This window comes from Microbacterium hominis (genome assembly GCF_013282805.1).
Lineage (GTDB): Bacteria > Actinomycetota > Actinomycetes > Actinomycetales > Microbacteriaceae > Microbacterium > Microbacterium hominis_B.
This window is the reverse complement of sequence record NZ_CP054038.1, coordinates 2,002,870-2,022,558: the sequence shown is the minus strand read 5'-3', so window position 1 is coordinate 2,022,558 and position 19,689 is coordinate 2,002,870. Positions and strand designations below refer to the sequence as shown.

Here is a 19,689-nt window from a genome sequence, read left to right as displayed (position 1 = left end):
GGACGGTGTTAAAGGTTGCTGTCGACAGACCAGTCTAGAACGAGAGGTGGCCGATCCCGAACCGGGACCGGCCACCTCGTCGAATCGGACGTCGCGCGCAATGCCCGCTGATCAGTCGCGCGCGTCACGCGGACCGCGCAGCGCCGCGGAGGCGACCACGAGCACGGCGGCGATGAGCACGACGTTCTTGAAGATGTACTGGCCGGTCAGGGTGGGTCCCGCCGCACCGAAGACCTCCTGCGGCAGCAGCACGATCGGCGAGAGGATGCCGACGAACGCGAACGCGACGACGATCAGCCCGACCCGTGCGAAGGCGCCGCCGAGGATCAGCAGCACGCCGGCGGCGACCTCGATCGCCGCCGTGGCGATCATCGCGGCCTGCCCGCCCACGAGCCCGAAGGTGAGCTTCTCCCAGGTCTGCATCACCAGCTGCTCCACGGGGCTTGCGCCGGGGATGAGCTTGAGCGCGCCGAAGACGGCGAAGACCGTGCCGAGTGCGACGCGCAGGGCGGGGACGCTCCAGCGCTGCAGGACGGCCTTGACGGATGCTTCGGCACGGCGCTCGAGGGCGAGGGAGGCGGTGACGAGCCCGGTGATCGACGGACGGACGGGTCGGACGACGCCGGCGGTGCCGCCGGAGAGGGGAACGGTGGTCATGGCGTGAGACTCCTCGGATCGTGATCGGCGGTCCGCCCGAATGCGGACACGCGGATCAAGACCTCGAGCACGGTCCCGCTGATACCGCGGGCCGGCGAGATTCCGCCCAGCGACAGCCGACGGAGGCGGCGTGCGGCATTCCGTTGTGGGAATGCCACAAAGGGCTACGCGGCCGGAGTCGCCGCGTCGCTCTCCTGCTCCTCGGCGCGACCGGCGCGGATCGGGTGCCCCTGCGAGGTGAGGCACCGCCCGGTGGCGAGATCCCACTTCCAGTCGTGCAGACTGCAGGTCAGCACGCCGTCCTCGATCTTGCCGGTCTTGGTGAGGTCGGCGCGCAGGTGCGGGCAGCGGCGCTGCACGACCCAGTCGCCCAGCTGCGCGTCCTCGGTCTGGTCGGTCTGCTCCGCGTACCAGTTCTCCACGTACTCGATGCGGTCGCGCGAGAGGCACTTGAGGAACGTGGTGAGGAACTCGTTGAACTTGCCGCTGCGGCCCACCTCGAACTGCATCGACAGGAAGATCGAGTTCGACCAGTCGATCTCGTGGTCGGCGATGTTCGTCGAGACCAGGTCGGCGGGGATCGTGTACCAGTACACGCACTCCTCCCCCGCGTACTCGCGCACCTTCGCTTTGGGGAAGTCCACGACCATGTCGAGGTCGCCGATGCGGAACCGCACGTTGCCCCCCACGCCGTTGCGGATCGTGCGGGCGCGGCGCAGCAGCGGCTCCCACCACTCCTTGATCGCCGCGAGCATCTCGGCGGGCGGCAGCACGGCCGCGCGGGTCGCCTCCTCCTCGGCGATCTCGTGCTGGCGGGTGTCGCGCTGCTCGGCCAGGTACGCCCACTTGTCGTTGTAGATGCGCTCGATCTCGGCATCCGAGTACAGCGACTGCGTGACGGTCAGCTCGCCGCCGTCCATGTCGACCACCGTGCCGGGGATGAACAGGTGACCGGCCTGCTCGGGGCGCTCCTGCTTCATGTGCGCGAGGAACTGCACCGAGTCGGTGAAGATCGCGTCGTCCTCGAGGCCGAAGCCGTTGTAGCGGAACAGCTCCTCGCGCAGGAACATCGGCGGCCCCGCCATCGGGAAGACGTGCGGGGCGTCCACCTTCTCGATGTAGTACATCGCCCGCTTGTTCTGCGCGTCGCGCTTGAGCTTGGCGAAATTCTGCTTCGCATCCTGCGGCAGGTCGTAGACCATCGGCCACCAGATCGCACCGGAGGTCTGCGTGAAGTAGGCCTCGGGCTTGGAGAACGAGAGCAGCTTCTCGAGATCGAGCGGGTGCGAGTCGTTCTGATTCAGGATGCTGGCCGTCCCGTCGTCGACCGACAGCGACGAGTCGCCGATCGGGCCGTCCGAGGGGGCGCGCAGCGGGGTTACCATCAGCTTCAGGGGGCCGAACTCGAGCGGGATGCCCGCCTGCGTGTAGACGATGTTCTCGAACCCCAGCCCGCGGATGTCCTGCTCGAGGTCGTCGGTCGGATACTCCGGGAGGAGCACCTTGATGTCCTTCGGCACGTGGCTCTGCAGCAGCCACGGATCGAAGTGGTCCCGGTGGCGGTGCGAGATGTAGAGGAAGTCGGCCTTGCCGTAGCGCTCCCAGTCGAGCGCGCGGTTGTCGGGGAAGACGAACCAGGAGCCGAAGAACGACGGCTTGACGACCGGGTCGCAGAGGATGCTGCCGCCCGCCGTCTCGATGAACATCCCGGCGTGACCGAGGCCCGTGATCCGCATGACTCCTCCTGGTTCGAACCTCAGGGGAGTCTACTTGGCGCACCCCGCCGCTCCGATGCGACGGCACCGCCGGCGCGCACGTCAGGGCTCGAGCAGCGCGCGGATGTCGTCGGCGTCGAGGGCCCGGGAGAACAGGTCGTCATCGTCGAGCACAGCCCGGAACAGCCGCGCCTTGCGCTCCTGCAGCGCCATGACCTTCTCCTCGATGGTTCCCGCCGCGATCAGGCGATAGACCATCACGGTGCGGGTCTGGCCGATGCGGTGGGCGCGGTCGACCGCCTGGGCTTCCGCGGCGGGGTTCCACCACGGATCGAGCAGGAACACGTAGTCGGCCTCGGTGAGGGTCAGACCGAATCCGCCGGCCTTGAGGCTGATGAGGAAGACGGGCGTGTCGCCCGCGCGGAAGCCCTCCACGACCTCGCCGCGGCGGCGGGTCGCGCCGTCGAGACGGGTGTGGGCGATGCCCGCGGCATCCAGCCCCTCGGCGACGATGTCCAGGAACGAGGTGAACTGGCTGAACACCAGGGTGCGGTGCCCCTCGGCCACGACCTCGGCGAGGTGGCCGAGCAGCGCGTCGAGCTTGCTGGAGGCGACCGTCGAGGCCGGGTCGACCAGGCGCGGCGACAGGCTCAGCATGCGCAGCAGGGTGAGCGAGCGGAAGACGATGAAGCGGTTCCGGTCGAGGTCGTCGAGAAGGCCGAGCACCTTCTGCCGCTCGCGCTGCAGGGTCGTGTCGTAGGCCGCGCGGTGGGCGGGGCTGAGTTCGATGTGGAGGTGCTGCTCCTGCTTGGGCGGGAGGTCGGCGGCGACGACCTCCTTCGTGCGGCGCAGGACGAGCGGATGGATGCGGCGGCGCAGCCGCGCGAGGCGGCCGGCGCGGAACGCCCCGCCCTCCTGGTTCTCGGGCACCTTGCCCTTCTCGATCGGGCCGACGTACTCCTCGCGGAAGCGCCGCGCCGAGGGGAACAGGCCGGGCGAGGTGATCGACAGGAGCGCCCACAGTTCGGTGAGGCTGTTCTCGAGGGGCGTTCCGGTGAGGGCGAAGCGCACGTCGGCCCGGAGGGCCTTGGCGGCCCGGTGCACGCGAGTCTGCGGGTTCTTGGCGAACTGCGCCTCATCGAGCACCGCGCCCGCCCACTCCACCCTCGTGTAGTCGTCCTCGTCCAGTCGCAGGAGCGTGTAGGAGGTCACGATGACGTCGGCGAGGGGCACCGCCTCCCGCAGCGGGACGGAGGATCGGCCGCTGGTCTGGCCGGCGACGTGCACGCGCAGGTGCGGCGCGAACCGCGCGGCCTCCTCGGCCCACGTGGACAGCACGCTGGTGGGGGCGACGACCAGGAACGGGCGCGTCTCCCCCGTCTCGCGGGTGCGCGCGATCAGCGCGAGCACCTGCAGGGTCTTGCCGAGGCCCATGTCGTCGGCGAGGATCCCACCCAGCCGGTGCTGCCAGAGGAAGGCCAGCCAGTCGTATCCGGCGCGCTGGTAGGGGCGGAGGGTCGCGCGCAGGCGCTCGGGCGGGGGTGCGGCGGGCACGCGGGTCACGTCGCGCAGCGCGGCGGCCGCCGCCCTCCACGCGAGCGCGGGCTCGGCTTCGTCGGCGAGGTCCTCGAAATCGCTCCACAGCGCGAGCTGGTAGCGGCTGATGCGCGGGCCCGCCTCCCACTCGACGAGGTCCTTCGCCTCGTCGATGAGCTCGCGCAGGCGATCGAGCGCGGGATGGGCGATCGAGAAGTAGCCGCCGTCGGCGAGCAGGAGCTTCCTGCGCCGCTGCGACAGTGCGGTGAACAGCGGCGTGAACGGGATGCGGCGCCCGTCGATGGTCACGATCACGCCGAGGTCGAACCAGTCCGGGTCGGGACTGTCGACGGTGGTGACGGAGATGTGCGGCGACCCGGTGAGCTCGCGGTAGCGGCGCGGCGTGCCGGTGATCTCCACCCGCACGCCCTCCAGGGCCTCCCACGCCGGCAGCACGTGCACGGAGAATTCGGCGGCGGCGACGCCCTCGAGCGAGGTCGCGGCGGAGAACGGCTCGTCGAGGACGGCCTGCCACGCGCCGACGACGGCTGCTTCGACCACCGCCTCGCCCTCGGGATCGCGATCGGGTTCGGCCTGACCGCCGGCGCTGCCGATCGGCATCGGCGCCAGCCCCGCATACACCCATGCGGCGTCGATCTCGACATGGTCGTTCGGGCGATGCGCGATGCGCAGCCGCAGCGCCGGCGCCGGGGGCGCCGGCATCTCGACGCCCTCGCCCGGCTCGATCGGCACACGGCGGGCGAGGCGAGGCGCGTGCTCCTGCCAGAACTCCGCCGTGTCCTCCGCGGGGACCGGCACCGGCCCGTCCGCCGCCAGCAGCGCGCGGGTGCGGGGGTCGAGGGCGGCAGGTGCGAGCACGAGAGACACTTCCTCGCCCTCGACGGCGAACCGGTAGATGCCCGTCGCCCCGATCGCGCGCACGGAGGCGGCATCCACCGGCTCGTCGTCGATGCGCACCTGCGGGGCCAGCAGGAGTCCGCCCCCGGGGGCCCGGTCGATGCGCACCGCCGCGTGGGCGGAGCCGGCCAGCCGCACGGGGCGCCGCCCGCTCGTGCCGATGAACGGGATGCCCAGCGTGGGAGCCGCGGCGAGATGATGCCACAGCAACGAGGACTCGATGGTGTCGAGCACGAGCCAGTCCGCCAGATCGGAGTAGGTCGTCAGACTCCGCACCTCGCGGGCGATGCTGTGGAGTTCGGCGAACCAGCGCGCGTGGGCCGCCAGGAACGGCCCTCCGGGACGGCGGACCGCGTCCCACGACGCCGACCCCTTCACCCAGGCACCCGTGCTCGCGCTGCGCATGAAGGGGCGAAGGCCGACGACGACGTCGTGGGGTCGCTCGAGGATGCTTCGGGGCGTGGCGGCCTCGACGCGGCGGGGACCCCACGCCGAGCTCTGGCGCCGGCCGCGCTGGCGGAGATCGACGCACAGCGCCAGTGCCACGGCGTCGCCGGTCGGCGCAGCGCCGCCGAGCACGTCGCGCCAGGACGGCCCCGCCGACTCGGGCATGCGGGATGGGCGACCCGCGGCGGGCGCGGCCGCGGAGCCCGCCGGAGTCGGGCGGCCCTCGGTGATCGAGTTGGCCGCCAGCAGCGCCGCCACGGTGTGCTTGCAGTTGACCTGCATCGGGCAGGTGCAGCGGGCCGACAGGATCGGCCGTGGCTGGCCCGGGGCGAGCCGGACGGCGCAGCGATAGGGGCGGGATCCGCTCCCGCGCACCTCGGCGCTCAAGATGCCGGTCTCATCGTCCCACGCGACCTTCTCGACCGCGCCGCCGCGGTAGTAGGCCACGCCGCGGTCGTAGCCGCCGCCATCGGCCTGCCGCCGGATCGCCTCCGGGTCGACGTACGGCGAACGCATGCGGCTATCCTGCCAGCGTCCGCCGACGTCGGGGTCGCTCAGGAGCCGCGGGCGATGCGGGCGAGCACCCCATGGATGAAGGAGCCGGATTCATCGGTGGAGAACTCCTTGGCGAGCTCCACCGCCTCGTCGATGGCGACGCCGGTGGGGACCTCGTCGTTGTACACGATCTCCCACACCCCGATGCGCAGCAGGGCGCGATCGACGGCGGGCATGCGGGCCAGCGACCAGTCCTTGGCGAAGGTGGTGATCTGCTCGTCGATGGCCTCGCGGTTGTCGATGATGCCATCGACGATGTCGCGCGCGTACAGCCACGACGCCTCGCGGGCGGGCTCGTTCACGGCGCGCTTGGCCTCGGCGGCCAGCGTCGTCGAGAGCGCCTCACCGCGGACGTCGGATTGGAAGAGGATGTCGAGGGCGCGCTTGCGCGCCTTGGTGCGGGCACTCATGCAGGAGGCGCCGTCGCGTCAGTTCACGCGGCCGAGGTAGTCACCCGTGCGGGTGTCGACCTTCACCTTGGTGCCGGTCTCCAGGAACAGCGGCACCTGGATCTCGTAGCCGGTCTCGACGGTGGCGGGCTTGGTGCCGGCCGACGAGCGGTCGCCCTGCAGGCCCGGCTCGGTGTAGGTGATCTCGAGCACGACCGAGGCCGGGAGGTCGACGTAGAGCGGGTTGCCGTTGTTGAGGGCGATCGTAACCTGCTGGTTCTCGAGCAGGAAGTTGGCCGCGTCGCCGACGGTGGCGGCGGGGACGTTGATCTGGTCGTAGTCCTGCTGGTCCATGAACACGAAGCTGTCGCCGTCGTTGTACAGGTACTGGAAGTCACGGCGGTCGACGTTCTCGATGTCGATCTTGGCGCCCGCGTTGTACGTCTTGTCGACGACCTTGCCGGTCAGGACGTTCTTGAGCTTCGTGCGGACGAACGCGCCGCCCTTGCCGGGCTTGACATGCTGGAACTCGATGACGCTCCAGAGCTGTCCGTCGATGCTGAGGACGACGCCGTTCTTGATGTCTGCGGTCGATGCCATGCGCGTTGCGTTCCGTTTCGTGAGAGTTCGGGGAGGCCGGTGCGCCTGGGCGCGACACAGCCGACAGATCATTCTACGGGATGCCGCGCCCGGCGCCCCGGATTCAGCCCTCCGCCTGCCCGGTGAGCACGGCGATGAGGCGGTCGACGGCCGTCGCGTAGCCGGCGACACCCTCCCCGACCACGTGCACGATGGCGACATCCGCCACGAGCGAGTGGTGGCGGAACGGCTCGCGCTCGTACACGTTGGAGATGTGCACCTCGGCGACCGGGAGGGCCACCCCGGCGAGGGCGTCGCGCAGGATGACGGAGGTGTGGGTCAGCCCGCCGGGATTGATGACGATGCCCGCGCAGTCCGTCCGCGCCGCGTGGATCGCGTCCAGCAGCACGCCCTCGTGGTTGCTCTGCACCGACCGGGTCTCGAAGCCGTGGGCTGCCGCCGAGGCGGCCACGAGGCGCTCGACGTCGTCGAGGGTCTGCGAGCCGTACACCGCAGGCTCCCGGGTTCCGAGCAGGTTCAGGTTCGGGCCGTTGACGAGCAGCAGTCGACGAGGAGCGGTCACCTGAGCACCCTACTGCCCCGAAGAACCCGCCGACGTCGAGCGCATCTCCAGCTCCGGACCGATCACGCTCGTGAACGTCACTCCCGTGGGAGCGAAGCCGGCCTTCCGGTACGCCGACTGCGCCCGGATGTTCTCGACGTGGACATCGAGGGTGAGTGCACCGTGGCCGCGATCGGCCGCCCACGTGCGCGCCGCGCCCATCAGCAGACCCAGGACACCGGTGCCGCGGTGGTCCGGAGCGATGTAGACGCCGACGACGTCCGCGCGCGATGCCGACAGCTCGCGGCCGAGGTGATCGCGCTCGCCCGCCTCGCGCAGCAGTACGGTCGCCGTTCCGACCCAGCGCTCGCCCTCGACGGCCACGAACTGCGCCGCGTTCTCCCCGAGCGCAGCCCCGGCGGCGCGCTCGCGCCAGAACGCCTCATCGCGGGCCAGCTCGTCCTCCCGGGTGGACAGGAACGCGATCGCGGCATCCGGGTCGCCGACCGCCTCCACCCGCAGCGCGCGGACCTGCTCCCACTCGTGGAGGCGGACGCGGCGCACGGCGACCGGCGCTGTCACCCGGCGACTTCCTGGTACGCCGCGAACAGCAGCGATTCGTCGGGCGCCTGCAGCACCGTGGGCTTCGCGATGTCATCGAGCACGATGAAGCGGAGCATGCCGCCGCGGCTCTTCTTGTCGCGCTGCATCGTCGCCAGAAGCTGCTGCCACGCACCGGAGCGGTAGGTGGTCGGGAGGCCGAGGCTGTCGAGCACGTCGCGGTGACGCTGCGCCGCGCTATCGGAGAGGCGCCCCGCCAGGCGCGACAGCTCGGCGGCGAAGACCATGCCGACCGAGATCGCGGCACCGTGGCGCCACCGGTAGCGCTCGGCGTGCTCGATGGCGTGGCCGAGCGTGTGACCGTAGTTCAGGATCTCGCGCAGTCCCGCCTCGCGGAGGTCCTCCCCCACCACGCGCGCCTTCATCTCGATCGCGAGCTCGATCGTGCGTCGGAACTCGTCGCTGCGGGGGTCCGTGGCGCGCTCGGGGTCGGCCTCGATGTGGTCGAGGATCTCGGGCGCCCAGATGAAGCCGGCCTTGACGACCTCGGCGTAGCCGGCGACCCGCTCGTTGCGCGACAGCGAGTCGAGCAGGTCGAGGTCGCACAGCACCGCCCGCGGCGCCCAGAAGGCGCCCACGAGGTTCTTGCCCTCGGCGGTGTTCACTCCGGTCTTGCCGCCCACGGCGGCATCCACCATGCCGAGCACGGTCGTCGGGACCTGCACGACCTCGACACCGCGCAGCCATGTGGCTGCGACGAAGCCGGCGAGGTCCGTCACCGCGCCGCCGCCGAAGCCGACCACGACATCGGTGCGCGTGAAATCGGCCTTGCCCATGACCTGCCAGCAGAAGGCGGCCACCTCGATGCGCTTGCCCGCCTCGGCGTCGGGGATCTCGGCGAGAAGGACCTCGCGATCGCCGACCAGCGCGGCGCGCAGCGACTCGGCCGGGGCGGCGAGCGTGGGCGGGTGGATCACCAGAACCTTGCGGGCGGCCGGCGGCAGCGTGGCGCCGAGGCGGGTGAGGACCCCTCGGCCGACGGTGATGTCGTAGGCGGACTCACCCGCGACGGAGATGGTGGTGGCGTCGGTCATCGTTCCTCTTCCTCGGTGCTGCGCGCCCACGCGACGATGTCGTCGACGACGTTCTGCAGCGGGCCGTGCGACGTGTCGAACACGACATCGGCCAGCTGTTCGTACAGGGGCAGGCGCTCGGCGTAGATCTCGCTCCACCGGGCCATCGCGTCGGCGCCGGCCAAGAGCGGACGCGCGCTGTCGCGCACGCGCCCCGCCACGACCTGGGGCTCCACGGTCAGCAGCACCACGCGGTGCGCGTCCAGCGCGGCGCGGGTGGCGGGATCGAGCACGGCGCCGCCGCCGAGCGAGACCACTCCCCCGGCATCCAGCCCCGCCCGCACGGCCTCGCGCTCCAGCGCGCGGAAGTGGCCCTCGCCGTGGGTCGCGAACAGCGCCTCGATCGGACCGTGCGCACGCACCACGGCGACGTCGGAGTCGTAGAAGGCCACCCCGAGCGCCTTGGCCACGCGCTTGCCGATGCTCGTCTTGCCCGCGCCCATCGGGCCGATCAGAACGATCGCGTCAGCGCGCGAGGTCATGCTCGGCGAGGGCGGTGTCGCTCGCGGTGGTGGTGCGCAGGGTGTCGGGGATGGCGGCGAGGTAGGACCGGAGGTTCCGTCGCGTCTCCCCGACGCTGTCGCCCCCGAACTTCTCGAGCACGACGTCGGCCAGCACGATCGCGACCATCGCCTCGGCGACGACGCCCGCGGCGGGCACCGCGCACACGTCGGAGCGCTGGTGGTGCGCAGACGCCGTCTCGCCCGTGGCGACGTCCACGGTGCGCAGCGCGTGGGGCACGGTGGCGATCGGCTTCATGCCGGCCCGCACGCGCAGCACGGTGCCGGTCGACATGCCCCCCTCGGTGCCGCCGGCCCTGTCGCTGGAGCGCGAGATGCCCTCGCCGGTGACGAACAGCTCGTCGTGCGCCGCGGAGCCGCGACGACGGGTGGTCTCGAAGCCGTCCCCGACTTCGACCCCCTTGATGGCCTGAATGCTCATGAGCGCCTGCGCGAGCTTGGCATCGAGGCGGCGATCCCAGTGCACGTGCGAGCCGAGGCCGGGCGGAAGCCCGTAGGCCAGCACCTCGACGATGCCGCCGAGCGTGTCGCCGTCCTTGCGGGCGTCGTCGACCTCGGCCACCATCCGCTCGCTCGTCGCGGCGTGGAAGCAGCGCAGCGGATCGGCATCCAGCGCATCGACGTCGTCGGGGGCGGGCAGTGCGGCGTTGTCGGGCACGCGCACGGGACCGATCGAGAGCGTGTGGCTGACCAGGCGGATCCCGAGCTCGGCGAGGAACGAGCGTGCGACGGCGCCGAGCGCCACGCGTGCGGCGGTCTCCCGCGCGCTGGCGCGCTCGAGGATGGGTCGCGCCTCGTCGAAATCGTACTTCTGCATGCCGACGAGGTCGGCGTGCCCGGGGCGGGGACGGGTGAGCGCCGCGCCGCGGCCGCGGGACTTGTCGGTGAGCTCGACGGGATCCGGGCTCATCACCTCGACCCACTTCGGCCACTCGGTGTTGCCGATGCGCAGCGCGACGGGGCTGCCGAGGCTGAGCCCGTGGCGCACGCCGCCGGAGATCGAGAGCTCGTCCTCCTCGAACTTCATCCGCGACCCGCGCCCGTAGCCGAGCTTCCGGCGGGCGAGGTCGGCCTGGATGGCCTCCCGCGAGACGGGGACGCCCGACGGCAGACCCTCCATGATGGCGATCAGCTCGGGGCCGTGCGATTCGCCGGCCGTCATGACGCGAAGCATTGCTCTAGTCTCCCACGAGCGCCCGGCGTGGTTACGCGGTGTGTTCGAGCGCCTCGCGCATCGCCGCCAGCACGGCGTCCTCGTGCGGGAGCGGCTCGTCGGGATCACCGGTGGCGAAGATGCGCACCTGCAGCAGCGCCTGATGAAGCAGCATCCCGAGTCCCGACGCGGCGGCGGTGCCGGCACGTGCGCACGCGCGGGACAGCGCGGTCGGCCAGTGGCCGTACACGACATCCAGCAGGGGGCCGCCGCCGGCCACGAGGGCGTCGGCGGTGTCGTCGGCCAGGGGGGCATCGCCGGGAAGAGTCGCGATGGTCAGGTCGCTCGACGCCTGCGCGGGCGCATCGATGGATGCCGCGGCCACGGCGATCCCCAGGCGATCTCCGAGCCGGGCCAGAGGTGCGGACGCGGCGGGGCGACGGGCGACCACCGTGACCTGCCGCACGCCGATCGCGCCGAGCGCGACCAGCGCCGAGGTCGCTGTCGCCCCGGCGCCGATGATGCGCGCGGTCGTCGCCTCGTGCACTCCGCCGTCGGCGAGGGCGCGCACGATGCCGCCGACGTCGGTGTTGAAGCCGCGGGGACCGTCCGCGCCCAGCAGCAGTGTGTTGACGGCACCGGTCAGCTCGGCCGGCCGATCCCGCACCGCCGCGGCCGCGGAGGCGGCGCCCTTCAGCGGCATCGTCAGCGACAGCCCGCGCCACGAGGCATCCAGTCCCCCGAGCGCCTCGGCGAACGACGAATCGTCGACACGCCGCCTGTCGTACGACCACGGCAGGCCGAGCACCGCATAGGCGGCGTCATGCAGCTGCGGAGAGCGGCTGTGGGCGATCGGGTCCCCCCAGACGGCGAGCCGAGTGCGTTCGGGGTTCAGCACCCCGAGCCCGGGTTGTCGGCGCACCAGTCGACCATCTGGTCGACATATCGCAGGTGCTCGTTGTAGGTCTCCGTGAAGACGGTCTCGCCCGTGATCATGTTCACCGTGACGAAGTACAGCCAGGGGCCGTCGGCCGGATGCATGGCGGCGTCGATCGCGGCGAAGCCGGGGTTGGAGATCGGCCCGATCGGCAGCCCGGGATGCACGTAGGTGTTCCACGGGTTGGGGTCGTTCTGGGCTGCCTCCGAGGTACTGGCCGTGAGCCCCACCTCGCCGGCGCCGTACTGTGCCGTCGAGTCCATCTGGAGAAGGCCGAAGGTCTCCTGGTTGCTCGGGTCGAGGCGGTTCTCGATCACTCGGGCGACCTTCTTCATCTCATCCTCGAAGCGGACCTCGCGTTGGATGATGGATGCCTCGGTCAGGATCTCCTGCTGGAGCTCCGCGGGCACGCCCGCGTTGCCGAGTTCGGTGCGCGTCTGCTCGACGAGCCGGGCGATGACATCCTGAGCCGTCACGCCGGGCTCGAACGGATAGGTTGCGGGGAACAGCCATCCCTCGAGGCTGTCCGCCTCGACACCGTAAGCGGACGGGTCCGCGACGGCGGCTTCGAAGTCCGCGAGCGGTATCTCCAGGCCCTCGGCGAGGAGCGGGAGCGACTGTTCGACCGTGAGCCCTTCGCGGAGCTGAACGGTGTTCTCCAGCTTGTTGGCCGGGTCGAGGATCGCCTCGAGCGCCGCCGCCGAGGTCATCTGCTTCTGGAGCTGGAAGACACCCGGCACGAACGGCGGGTTCTCGCCGTTGTCGATGAGGTAGTCGTAGAACGCCTCGGGCGTCTTGGTGACCCCTGCCTCGTACAGCTTCTGCGAGATGGGCGAGCCGGTGTCGCCGGAGGCGATCGTGACGAACGCTTCGCCGTTGGCGAGCCCCGCCTCGTAGTCCTTCGGCTCCTCCCAGCCCATGACCTCGCGGATCTGCTCCTCGTACGTGGTCCAGACGTACCAGACGCCCGCGGTGATGCCGCCGAGGATCGCGAGGATCACCCCGAGGGCGACCCAGCCGGCGATGCGGCGGCGCCGACGGTCGGGCGGGGGCGGGGGGGCGCCGATGTCGTCGGTCGAGCTCGCACCGCTGAAGAGGTCTTCGAGCGTGGCGGTCGAGGCGGCGCGCGAGGAGGCGACCTGCTCGGCGTCGGCGGTGCGGGCGCCGGCGCTACGGCTGTACGGCATCGCGGGGGCGCCACCCGGGCGGTCGGCCGCGAACAGCCAGTCCTCGTCGGCGACCGGCATCGCGGCGGTGCGGACGGGCTCCGGATCGCGGGGCGTCGGGGCGGCGGCCGCCGTCGCGGCGAACGACGCCGTGGCGGCGGAGGATGCGGATGCGGGTGCGGCGGCCGGAGCGGGTGCCGGCGTCGCCGCATCATCGCCGGGTGCGACGTCGAACGAGGGTGCCGGCGTGCTCCGTCCGGCGGGTGTCGTGCCCTGCGGGTCCGGCGACGCGCCCTGCGTCGGAGGGGTGCTCGCAGCGGGGATGCCGTCGGCCGGCGTCTGGCGAGCGGCGGCCTCGCGGGCCGCACGGCGCGATCCGGGCGCGGCGGGTGTCGACGAGGTCTCCGGCGGGACCGGTGCGGCGGCACCGCCGGAGGTCACCGCGCCGGTCGGGGCGGCAGGTCGGGGGCCGAACAGATCCGCGAAGGGATCGTCGGAACGGGTGTCGGACATATCAGGCGGGCTCCTGGGGGACGGGGATTCCGGCGGGCCGACCCGTGCGCTTCTCGACATCGAGAGCTTGCTGGAGGAGCACGACGGCCGCGACTTGATCAACTATGGTACGAGACGAACGCTGAGTTCGCCCCGACTCCCTCAGCGCGGCGTGCGCCGACACGGTGCTGAGACGCTCGTCGACCAGCCGCACCGGTCGGCCCGCGACCCGCGCGATCTCCGCAGCGAAGGCGCGGGCGTCGGCCGTCGAGGCGGTGTCCTCACCGCGCATGTTCAGCGGCAGTCCCACGAGGATCTCGACGGCGTCGTACTCCTGCGCGAGCGCCGTGACGCGGGAGACGGCCGCCGCGTCGCGCCGCACCGTCTCGACCGGCGTCGCCAGCATTCCGTCGGGATCGCACGAGGCGACTCCGACGCGGGCCTTGCCGACGTCGATGCCGAGCCGCCTGCCGCGGCGGAAGTCGCTCACGCGGTCAGTGCCTCCGTCACGGCGGTCAGCGCTGCCGGCAGGGCCGCCGCATCGCTGCCGCCGCCCTGCGCGACGTCGTCGCGACCGCCGCCGCCGCCGCCGAGCACGCCGGCCGCGGTCTTCGCCAGCACGCCCGCCTTGGCGCCGGCTGCGCGCGCCGCCTCGGTCGTCGCGACGATCACGACCGGGCGGCCCGAGACCTCGGCGCCCAGGGCGATCACGGCGGTCTCTGCGGAGAGGCGCTCGCGCACCTGCAGCGCGAGGGAGCGGAGGTCGTCGCCGGAGCCCGCGGCGCCGACGGACTGCGCGACGACGCGGTACGCTCCGACCTGCGTGGCCGACGAGGCGAGCGCGGGGACGCGATCGCCGAGCGCCTTGGCCTCGAAGGCCGCGATCTTCTTCTCGGCGGCCTTGAGGCTGGCCGTCAGCTCCGCGATGCGATCGGGCAGCTGCTCCCGCGGAGTCTTCAGCGCAGAGCTCAGCTGCGAGACGATCGCACGCTCGGAGGCGAGCGAGCGGAAGGCGTCGAGCCCCACCAGCGCCTCGACGCGGCGGTTCGACGCGCCCACGCTCTGCTCGCCGACGAGGTTGATGAGGCCGACCTCTGCGCTGGTGGCCACGTGCGTGCCGGCGCAGAGCTCGCGCGACCACGGGCCGCCGATGTCGACCATGCGCACGGTGTCGCCGTACTTCTCGCCGAACAGCGCCATGGCGCCGAGCGCCTTGGCCTCGTCGAGCGGAAGGACGCGGGTGGTCACCTCGAGGTTGTCGCGCACGGCGTTGTTGGCGATCTCCTCGATCTCGCTCTTGGTCGCCTCGGACAGCGCCTGGCCCCACGAGAAGTCGAAGCGCATGTAGCCGGCGCGGTTGAGCGAGCCGGCCTGCGTCGCGGTCTTGCCGAGGGTGTCGCGCAGGGCCGCGTGCACGAGATGGGTTGCGGAGTGCGCCTGGCGGGCGGAGCGCCGGTTGGCGGCATCCACGATCGTCCGCGCCGTCTGGTCGACACCCACCTCGCCCGAGGTGACCTCGACCGTGTGGCTGACCAGGCCCGGAACGGGCTTCTGCACGTCGAGCACCTCGAGCTCGAAGCCGGGGCCGACGATCACGCCCTTGTCGGCGACCTGGCCACCCGACTCGGCATACAGAGCGGTCTCGGCGAGAATGACCTCGGCGATCTGGCCGCTGGAGGCGCGGTCGACCGGAACTCCGTCGACGAGGATGCCGAGCACGCGGCTCTCGGCCTCGAGATCGGTGTAGCCGGTGAAGACGGTCTCGCCCTGCGCGCGCAGGTCGCGGTACACGCTGGTGTCGGCGAGCTGGCGCTTGCGCGAGCGCGCGTCGGCCTTCGCGCGGGCGCGCTGCTCCTGCATGAGCGTGTCGAACGCCGCGCGGTCGACGGTGAGGCCCGCCTCCTCGGCGATCTCGAGGGTGAGGTCGATGGGGAAGCCGTACGTGTCGTGCAGCAGGAAGGCCTCGGCCCCGGCGATCGCGGCGCCGCCGGACTTCCGGGTGGCCGCGACGGACTCGTCGAGGAGCGTCTCCCCCGCGGCGAGGGTCCGCAGGAAGGTCGCCTCCTCCGCGAGGGCGTACTGCGAGATGCGCGCCCAGTCCGTCTCGACGACCGGATACGCCTCCTTCATCGCGTCACGCGACACGGTGAACAGGACCTCGAACGTCGGTCCGTCGACGCCGAGCAGCCGCATCGAGCGGATCGCACGACGCATGAGGCGGCGGAGGATGTAGCCGCGCCCGTCGTTGGAGGGGGTCACGCCGTCGGACATGAGCATGAGCGACGAGCGCACGTGGTCGGCGACCACGCGGAAGCGCACGTCGTCGTCGTGGTTCGCGCCGTATGTGCGGCCTGACAGCGCCACGGCCTTGTCGAGCACCGGACGCACCTGGTCGGTCTCGTACATGTTGTCGACGCCCTGCTTGATGAAGGCGACGCGCTCGAGCCCCATGCCGGTGTCGATGTTCTTCGCGGGCAGCTCCCCCACGATGTCGAAGTCGTACTTCGAGCGAACGTTCGTGATCTCGTACTGCATGAACACGAGGTTCCAGATCTCGACGTAGCGGTCGTCGTCGGTGGCCGGGCCGCCGTCGATGCCGTACGCCGGGCCGCGGTCGAAGAAGATCTCCGAGCAGGGTCCGGCGGGGCCGGGCAGACCGGTCGACCAGTAGTTCGTGTCCTTGCCGAGGCGCTGGATGCGCTCTTCAGGGAGCCCGGCGATCTCGAGCCACAGCGCGAGGGCCTCGTCGTCCTCCTCGTAGACGGTGACCCACAGATCCTCCGGGTCGAAGCCGAGGCCGCCCTCGGCTTCCGGCGAGGTGAGCAGCTCCCACGCGAACGTGATCGCGCCCTTCTTGAAGTAGTCGCCGAACGACCAGTTGCCGAGCATCTGGAAGAAGGTGCCGTGGCGCGGGGTCTTGCCGACCTCTTCGATGTCGTTCGTGCGGATGCACTTCTGGTTGTCCGCTGCGCGCGGGTACGGCGCGGGCACGTCGCCCGAGAGGTACGGGATGAACGGCACCATGCCGGCCACGGTGAACAGCAGGGCCGGGTCATCGGTGACGAGCGAGGCCGAGGGCACGATCGTGTGCCCCTGCTTCTCGAAGTAGTCGAGGTAGCGCTTGGCGATCTCAGCGGTCTTCATGCGGTGGTACGTCGTCCTCGTGCGTGCGTGCGCTCCCCCGCGTCGGCGAGGGAGCGGGAATCGTGGGGTCTAGTCGTCGAGCTTCTTCGCGACGTCGGAGGCGGCGCCGCCCGCGGCGTCGAAGGCGTCGGAGGCGGCGTCCTTGACGGCGCCGGCAGCACCCGAGGCGGCGTCCTTGACGGCGCCCGCAGCGCCGGCCGCGGCGTCCTTGACCTCGTCGACGATGTCGGAGAAGCGCGCCTCCTGCTCCCGGTAGGCGTCCGCCATGCGGTCGGTGAACTCGGAGATCCGGGCGTCGACATCGGCGAGCACCTCGGCCCCGCGCGGGTCCTTGTTGACGAAGTGGGCGAGCACGAAGCCGCCCGCGATGCCGAGCACGAACCACAGCACGTTCTTCATGTCACCACTTCCTTGGATGCCGCCGGGCGCGGCATCCCCCATCGTAAGCGCAAACGACGAAGGGCGCCGGGTCTCCCCGACGCCCTCCGTGTGCGCGTTGCGGAACGCGGGCCTCAGCGGGCCGCGTAGTACTCGACGACGAGCTGGACCTCGCAGGTCACCGGGACCTCGGCGCGCTTGGGGCGACGCACGAGACGGGCCTGCAGCTTGTCGAGCTCGACCTCGAGGTAGCCCGGAACCGGGGGCAGGACCTCGGCGTGACCGCCGGCGGCTGCCACCTGGAAGGGCTCGAGGCCCTCGCTCTTGGCCTTGACGTGGATGAGCTGACCCGGCTTCACGCGGAACGACGGGCGGTCGACGAGCTGGCCGTCGACGAGGATGTGACGGTGCACGACGAGCTGGCGGGCCTGTGCGGTGGTGCGGGCGAAGCCGGCGCGCAGGACGAGCGCGTCCAGACGCATCTCCAGCTGCTCGACGAGGTTCTCACCGGTCAGACCCTGGGTGCGACGTGCCTCGTTGAACTGGATGCGCAGCTGCTTCTCGCGGATGCCGTACTGCTCGCGCAGACGCTGCTTCTCGCGGAGACGGACGGCGTAGTCGCTGTCGGCCTTGCGCTTGGTGCGGCCGTGCTCGCCCGGAGCGTAGGGACGCTTCTCGAGGTAGCGGGCGGCCTTCGGGGTGAGCGCGACGCCGAGCGCGCGCGACAGGCGGACCTTGCGGCGGTCCTGGGACTTCGTGACCACGAAGTGTTCCTTTCGGTGACGCGGCCGTGTCTTTCACGGCTCGCGGGCGTATCGCCCTCTCCCCGCCCGATCCGGACTGCACGCCGGGGCATGCCGGAAGGTCTGTAGAGAAGAGGGGATGCCCGAAAACTCCGTTTCGAGCCGGTCAAGCTTAGCAGACGGCGGCCGATCGGCCGCTGAGCGGCGGCATCGTGCGCCGCGCCGAGGAGCGGTTCAGGACTCGGGGCCGAGGATCCGGCGGATCTTCTCGACGCGCGCGGCGATGTCGCGCTCGACGCCGCGGCCGGTCGGCTGGTAGTAGCGCCTGCCCTGCAGTTCATCGGGAAGGTACTGCTGGGCCGCCACTCCGACCTCGAGATCGTGGGGGTAGACGTAGCCCCGCCCATGCCCGAGGCGCTTCGCTCCCGGATAGTGCGCGTCGCGCAGGTGCGTGGGGACGCGCCCGAACCCGCCCGCGCGCACATCGGCGATCGCCGCGTCGATCGCCAGGTAGGCGGCGTTGGACTTCGCCGTCGTCGCGAGGTAGGCGGTGGCTTCGGCCAGCGGGATTCGACCCTCCGGCATGCCGATGAACTGCACCGCATCGGCGGCGGCCACGGCGATGGGCAGCGCCTGCGGGTCGGCCAGGCCGATGTCCTCGGCGGCGGAGATGATTAGGCGCCGGGCGATGAAGCGCGGATCTTCGCCCGCCTCGATCATCCGCGCGAGGTAGTGCATCGCGGCATCCACGTCCGAGCCGCGGATCGATTTGATGAACGCGCTGATCACGTCGTAGTGCTCATCGCCCTGCCGGTCGTAGCGCAGGAGGGCCCGGTCGACGGCCTGCGCGACGTGGTCGGGTCCGATCTCGGGCAGGGTGGCGGCACCGGCCTCGTCGGCGCCCTCGGCGTCCTCGGCATCGCCCTCGGGGGCCGGAACGAGCGTCGCCGCCGCCTCCAGCGCGGTGAGCGCCCGGCGCGCATCGCCGGACGACAGGCGCACGAGCGCGTCCTTCGCCTCGTCGGTGACGACGACCCGGCCGGCCAGGCCCCGCGGGTCGGCGACGGCACGATCGACGAGCATGCGCAGGTCGTCGTCGGTGAGCGGCTTGAGAGTGAGCAGGAGACTGCGCGAGAGCAGCGGCGAGATGACCGAGAACGACGGGTTCTCGGTCGTCGCGGCGATGAGGACCACCCAGCCGTTCTCGACCCCGGGGAGCAGGGCATCCTGCTGCGCCTTGGTGAAGCGGTGGATCTCGTCGAGGAACAGGATCGTGGACTGACCGTAGAGGTCGCGCTGGGTGAGAGCCTCCTGCATCACCTCGCGCACGTCGCGCACGCCCGCCGTGACGGCCGACAGTTCGACGAACCGACGACCCGACGACCGCGCGATCGCCTGGGCGAGCGTGGTCTTGCCGGTGCCGGGCGGCCCCCAGAGGATGACGGATGTCGCCGTGGCGCGCGCGTCGGCGTCGGCGAGGGTCATCAGGGGCGATCCGCGTCGCAGCAGGTGGCCCTGACCGGCGACCTCCGCGAGCGAGGTGGGACGCATCCGCACGGCGAGCGGCGTCTGCCCCTGGAAGAGGGCCGTCGGACTCGTCACCCCACCAGGCTAACGGCGGGAGGGGACACACCGGCGCCCGCTGCGGAGACGGTTTGGCCCGTGCTCGGCGGGCGCCATAGGATCGTCGCGCCCGGCGCCGCGTCCACCCCGTCCGGGCGAGGAGGATCCGTGGCCAGCCGAGGCAAGGACCGTGAGGCCCGTGAGGCCCGCGAGCGCACCCGGGTGTACCAGGCGCGCCAGGCGTTCCACGATGGGCAGGGCGCGCGCCGCCGGCGCGACAACCTCGTCGCGGGCATCGTGGGCGGGCTTCTGATCGCCGGGCTGATCGCCTCGCAGGCGATCTACTTCACGAGCGGTCCGGGAGCTCCCGCCCCGAGCCCGGTCTCCACCCCCGCGCCGAGCACCTCGCCCGCCCCGACCGAGGAGCCCGTCGAGACGCCCGAGCCCTCGCCGTCGGGTTCGACGACGCCGTCGCCCTCCCCCACCGACTCCCCCTCGGAGTGAATGCGGCATCCCGGCGCGACCGTCGGCCGTACTAGG

The 19,689-nt window shown here is 71.6% G+C and carries 18 protein-coding genes; 1 reads left to right on the top strand and 17 read right to left on the bottom strand.

Annotation, left to right across the window (positions count from 1 at the left end; genetic code table 11):
- Positions 1-111: 111 nt before the first annotated feature.
- From HQM25_RS09065 to HQM25_RS08985, 17 genes are all read right to left on the bottom strand, one after another.
- On the bottom strand, positions 112-657 hold the full coding sequence (locus HQM25_RS09065) for a DoxX family protein (protein ID WP_172989933.1): 546 nt from the start codon (positions 655-657) through the stop codon (positions 112-114).
- A gap of 164 nt (positions 658-821) precedes the next feature.
- Positions 822-2,393 (bottom strand): Rieske 2Fe-2S domain-containing protein, encoded by a 1,572-nt coding sequence (locus tag HQM25_RS09060; RefSeq protein WP_172989932.1) that lies wholly within the window; start codon positions 2,391-2,393, stop codon positions 822-824.
- Positions 2,394-2,474: 81 nt separating this feature from the next.
- Positions 2,475-5,789 carry a DEAD/DEAH box helicase gene (locus HQM25_RS09055; RefSeq protein WP_172989931.1) on the bottom strand — a complete coding sequence of 1,105 codons (3,315 nt, stop codon included), beginning with the start codon at positions 5,787-5,789 and terminating at the stop codon, positions 2,475-2,477.
- Between the two features lie 38 nt (positions 5,790-5,827).
- On the bottom strand, positions 5,828-6,238 hold the full coding sequence (gene nusB, locus HQM25_RS09050) for a transcription antitermination factor NusB (RefSeq protein WP_172989930.1): 411 nt from the start codon (positions 6,236-6,238) through the stop codon (positions 5,828-5,830).
- Positions 6,239-6,256: 18 nt separating this feature from the next.
- Positions 6,257-6,817, bottom strand: coding sequence for an elongation factor P (efp, locus tag HQM25_RS09045; protein ID WP_172989929.1), 561 nt, complete (start codon positions 6,815-6,817; stop codon positions 6,257-6,259).
- 103 nt (positions 6,818-6,920) lie between these two features.
- Positions 6,921-7,379, bottom strand: a complete 459-nt coding sequence (gene aroQ / locus HQM25_RS09040) for a type II 3-dehydroquinate dehydratase (RefSeq protein ID WP_172989928.1) — start codon at positions 7,377-7,379, stop codon at positions 6,921-6,923.
- A gap of 9 nt (positions 7,380-7,388) precedes the next feature.
- Positions 7,389-7,940 (bottom strand): GNAT family N-acetyltransferase, encoded by a 552-nt coding sequence (locus HQM25_RS09035; RefSeq protein ID WP_172989927.1) that lies wholly within the window; start codon positions 7,938-7,940, stop codon positions 7,389-7,391.
- Positions 7,937-9,013 (bottom strand): 3-dehydroquinate synthase, encoded by a 1,077-nt coding sequence (gene aroB, locus HQM25_RS09030; protein ID WP_172989926.1) that lies wholly within the window; start codon positions 9,011-9,013, stop codon positions 7,937-7,939. Before aroB ends, HQM25_RS09035 begins: the two co-directional genes overlap by 4 nt.
- On the bottom strand, positions 9,010-9,534 hold the full coding sequence (locus HQM25_RS09025) for a shikimate kinase (protein ID WP_172989925.1): 525 nt from the start codon (positions 9,532-9,534) through the stop codon (positions 9,010-9,012). Before HQM25_RS09025 ends, aroB begins: the two co-directional genes overlap by 4 nt.
- Positions 9,518-10,747 (bottom strand): chorismate synthase, encoded by a 1,230-nt coding sequence (aroC, locus tag HQM25_RS09020; protein ID WP_172989924.1) that lies wholly within the window; start codon positions 10,745-10,747, stop codon positions 9,518-9,520. Before aroC ends, HQM25_RS09025 begins: the two co-directional genes overlap by 17 nt.
- 31 nt (positions 10,748-10,778) lie before the next feature.
- Positions 10,779-11,651: a shikimate dehydrogenase gene (locus HQM25_RS09015; protein WP_172991592.1), complete on the bottom strand. Its 873-nt coding sequence runs from the start codon at positions 11,649-11,651 to the stop codon at positions 10,779-10,781.
- Positions 11,618-13,342: an endolytic transglycosylase MltG gene (gene mltG / locus HQM25_RS09010; protein WP_172989923.1), complete on the bottom strand. Its 1,725-nt coding sequence runs from the start codon at positions 13,340-13,342 to the stop codon at positions 11,618-11,620. Before mltG ends, HQM25_RS09015 begins: the two co-directional genes overlap by 34 nt.
- 1 nt (position 13,343) lies before the next feature.
- Positions 13,344-13,811, bottom strand: coding sequence for a Holliday junction resolvase RuvX (gene ruvX / locus HQM25_RS09005; RefSeq protein ID WP_172989922.1), 468 nt, complete (start codon positions 13,809-13,811; stop codon positions 13,344-13,346).
- Positions 13,808-16,465 carry an alanine--tRNA ligase gene (alaS, locus tag HQM25_RS09000; RefSeq protein WP_172989921.1) on the bottom strand — a complete coding sequence of 886 codons (2,658 nt, stop codon included), beginning with the start codon at positions 16,463-16,465 and terminating at the stop codon, positions 13,808-13,810. Before alaS ends, ruvX begins: the two co-directional genes overlap by 4 nt.
- A gap of 69 nt (positions 16,466-16,534) precedes the next feature.
- Entirely contained in the window at positions 16,535-16,864 is a 330-nt protein-coding gene (locus HQM25_RS08995; RefSeq protein ID WP_254359236.1) for an ATPase, read from the bottom strand.
- Between the two features lie 113 nt (positions 16,865-16,977).
- Entirely contained in the window at positions 16,978-17,607 is a 630-nt protein-coding gene (gene rpsD / locus HQM25_RS08990) for a 30S ribosomal protein S4 (RefSeq protein WP_172989920.1), read from the bottom strand.
- 213 nt (positions 17,608-17,820) lie between these two features.
- Positions 17,821-19,188: a replication-associated recombination protein A gene (locus HQM25_RS08985; RefSeq protein ID WP_254359235.1), complete on the bottom strand. Its 1,368-nt coding sequence runs from the start codon at positions 19,186-19,188 to the stop codon at positions 17,821-17,823.
- Positions 19,189-19,317: 129 nt separating this feature from the next.
- On the opposite strand from HQM25_RS08985, the gene HQM25_RS08980 reads away from it, so the two are divergent.
- A complete protein-coding gene (locus HQM25_RS08980; RefSeq protein WP_172989919.1) occupies positions 19,318-19,653 on the top strand; it encodes a dioxygenase in 336 nt (111 codons plus the stop codon).
- Positions 19,654-19,689: the final 36 nt, after the last annotated feature.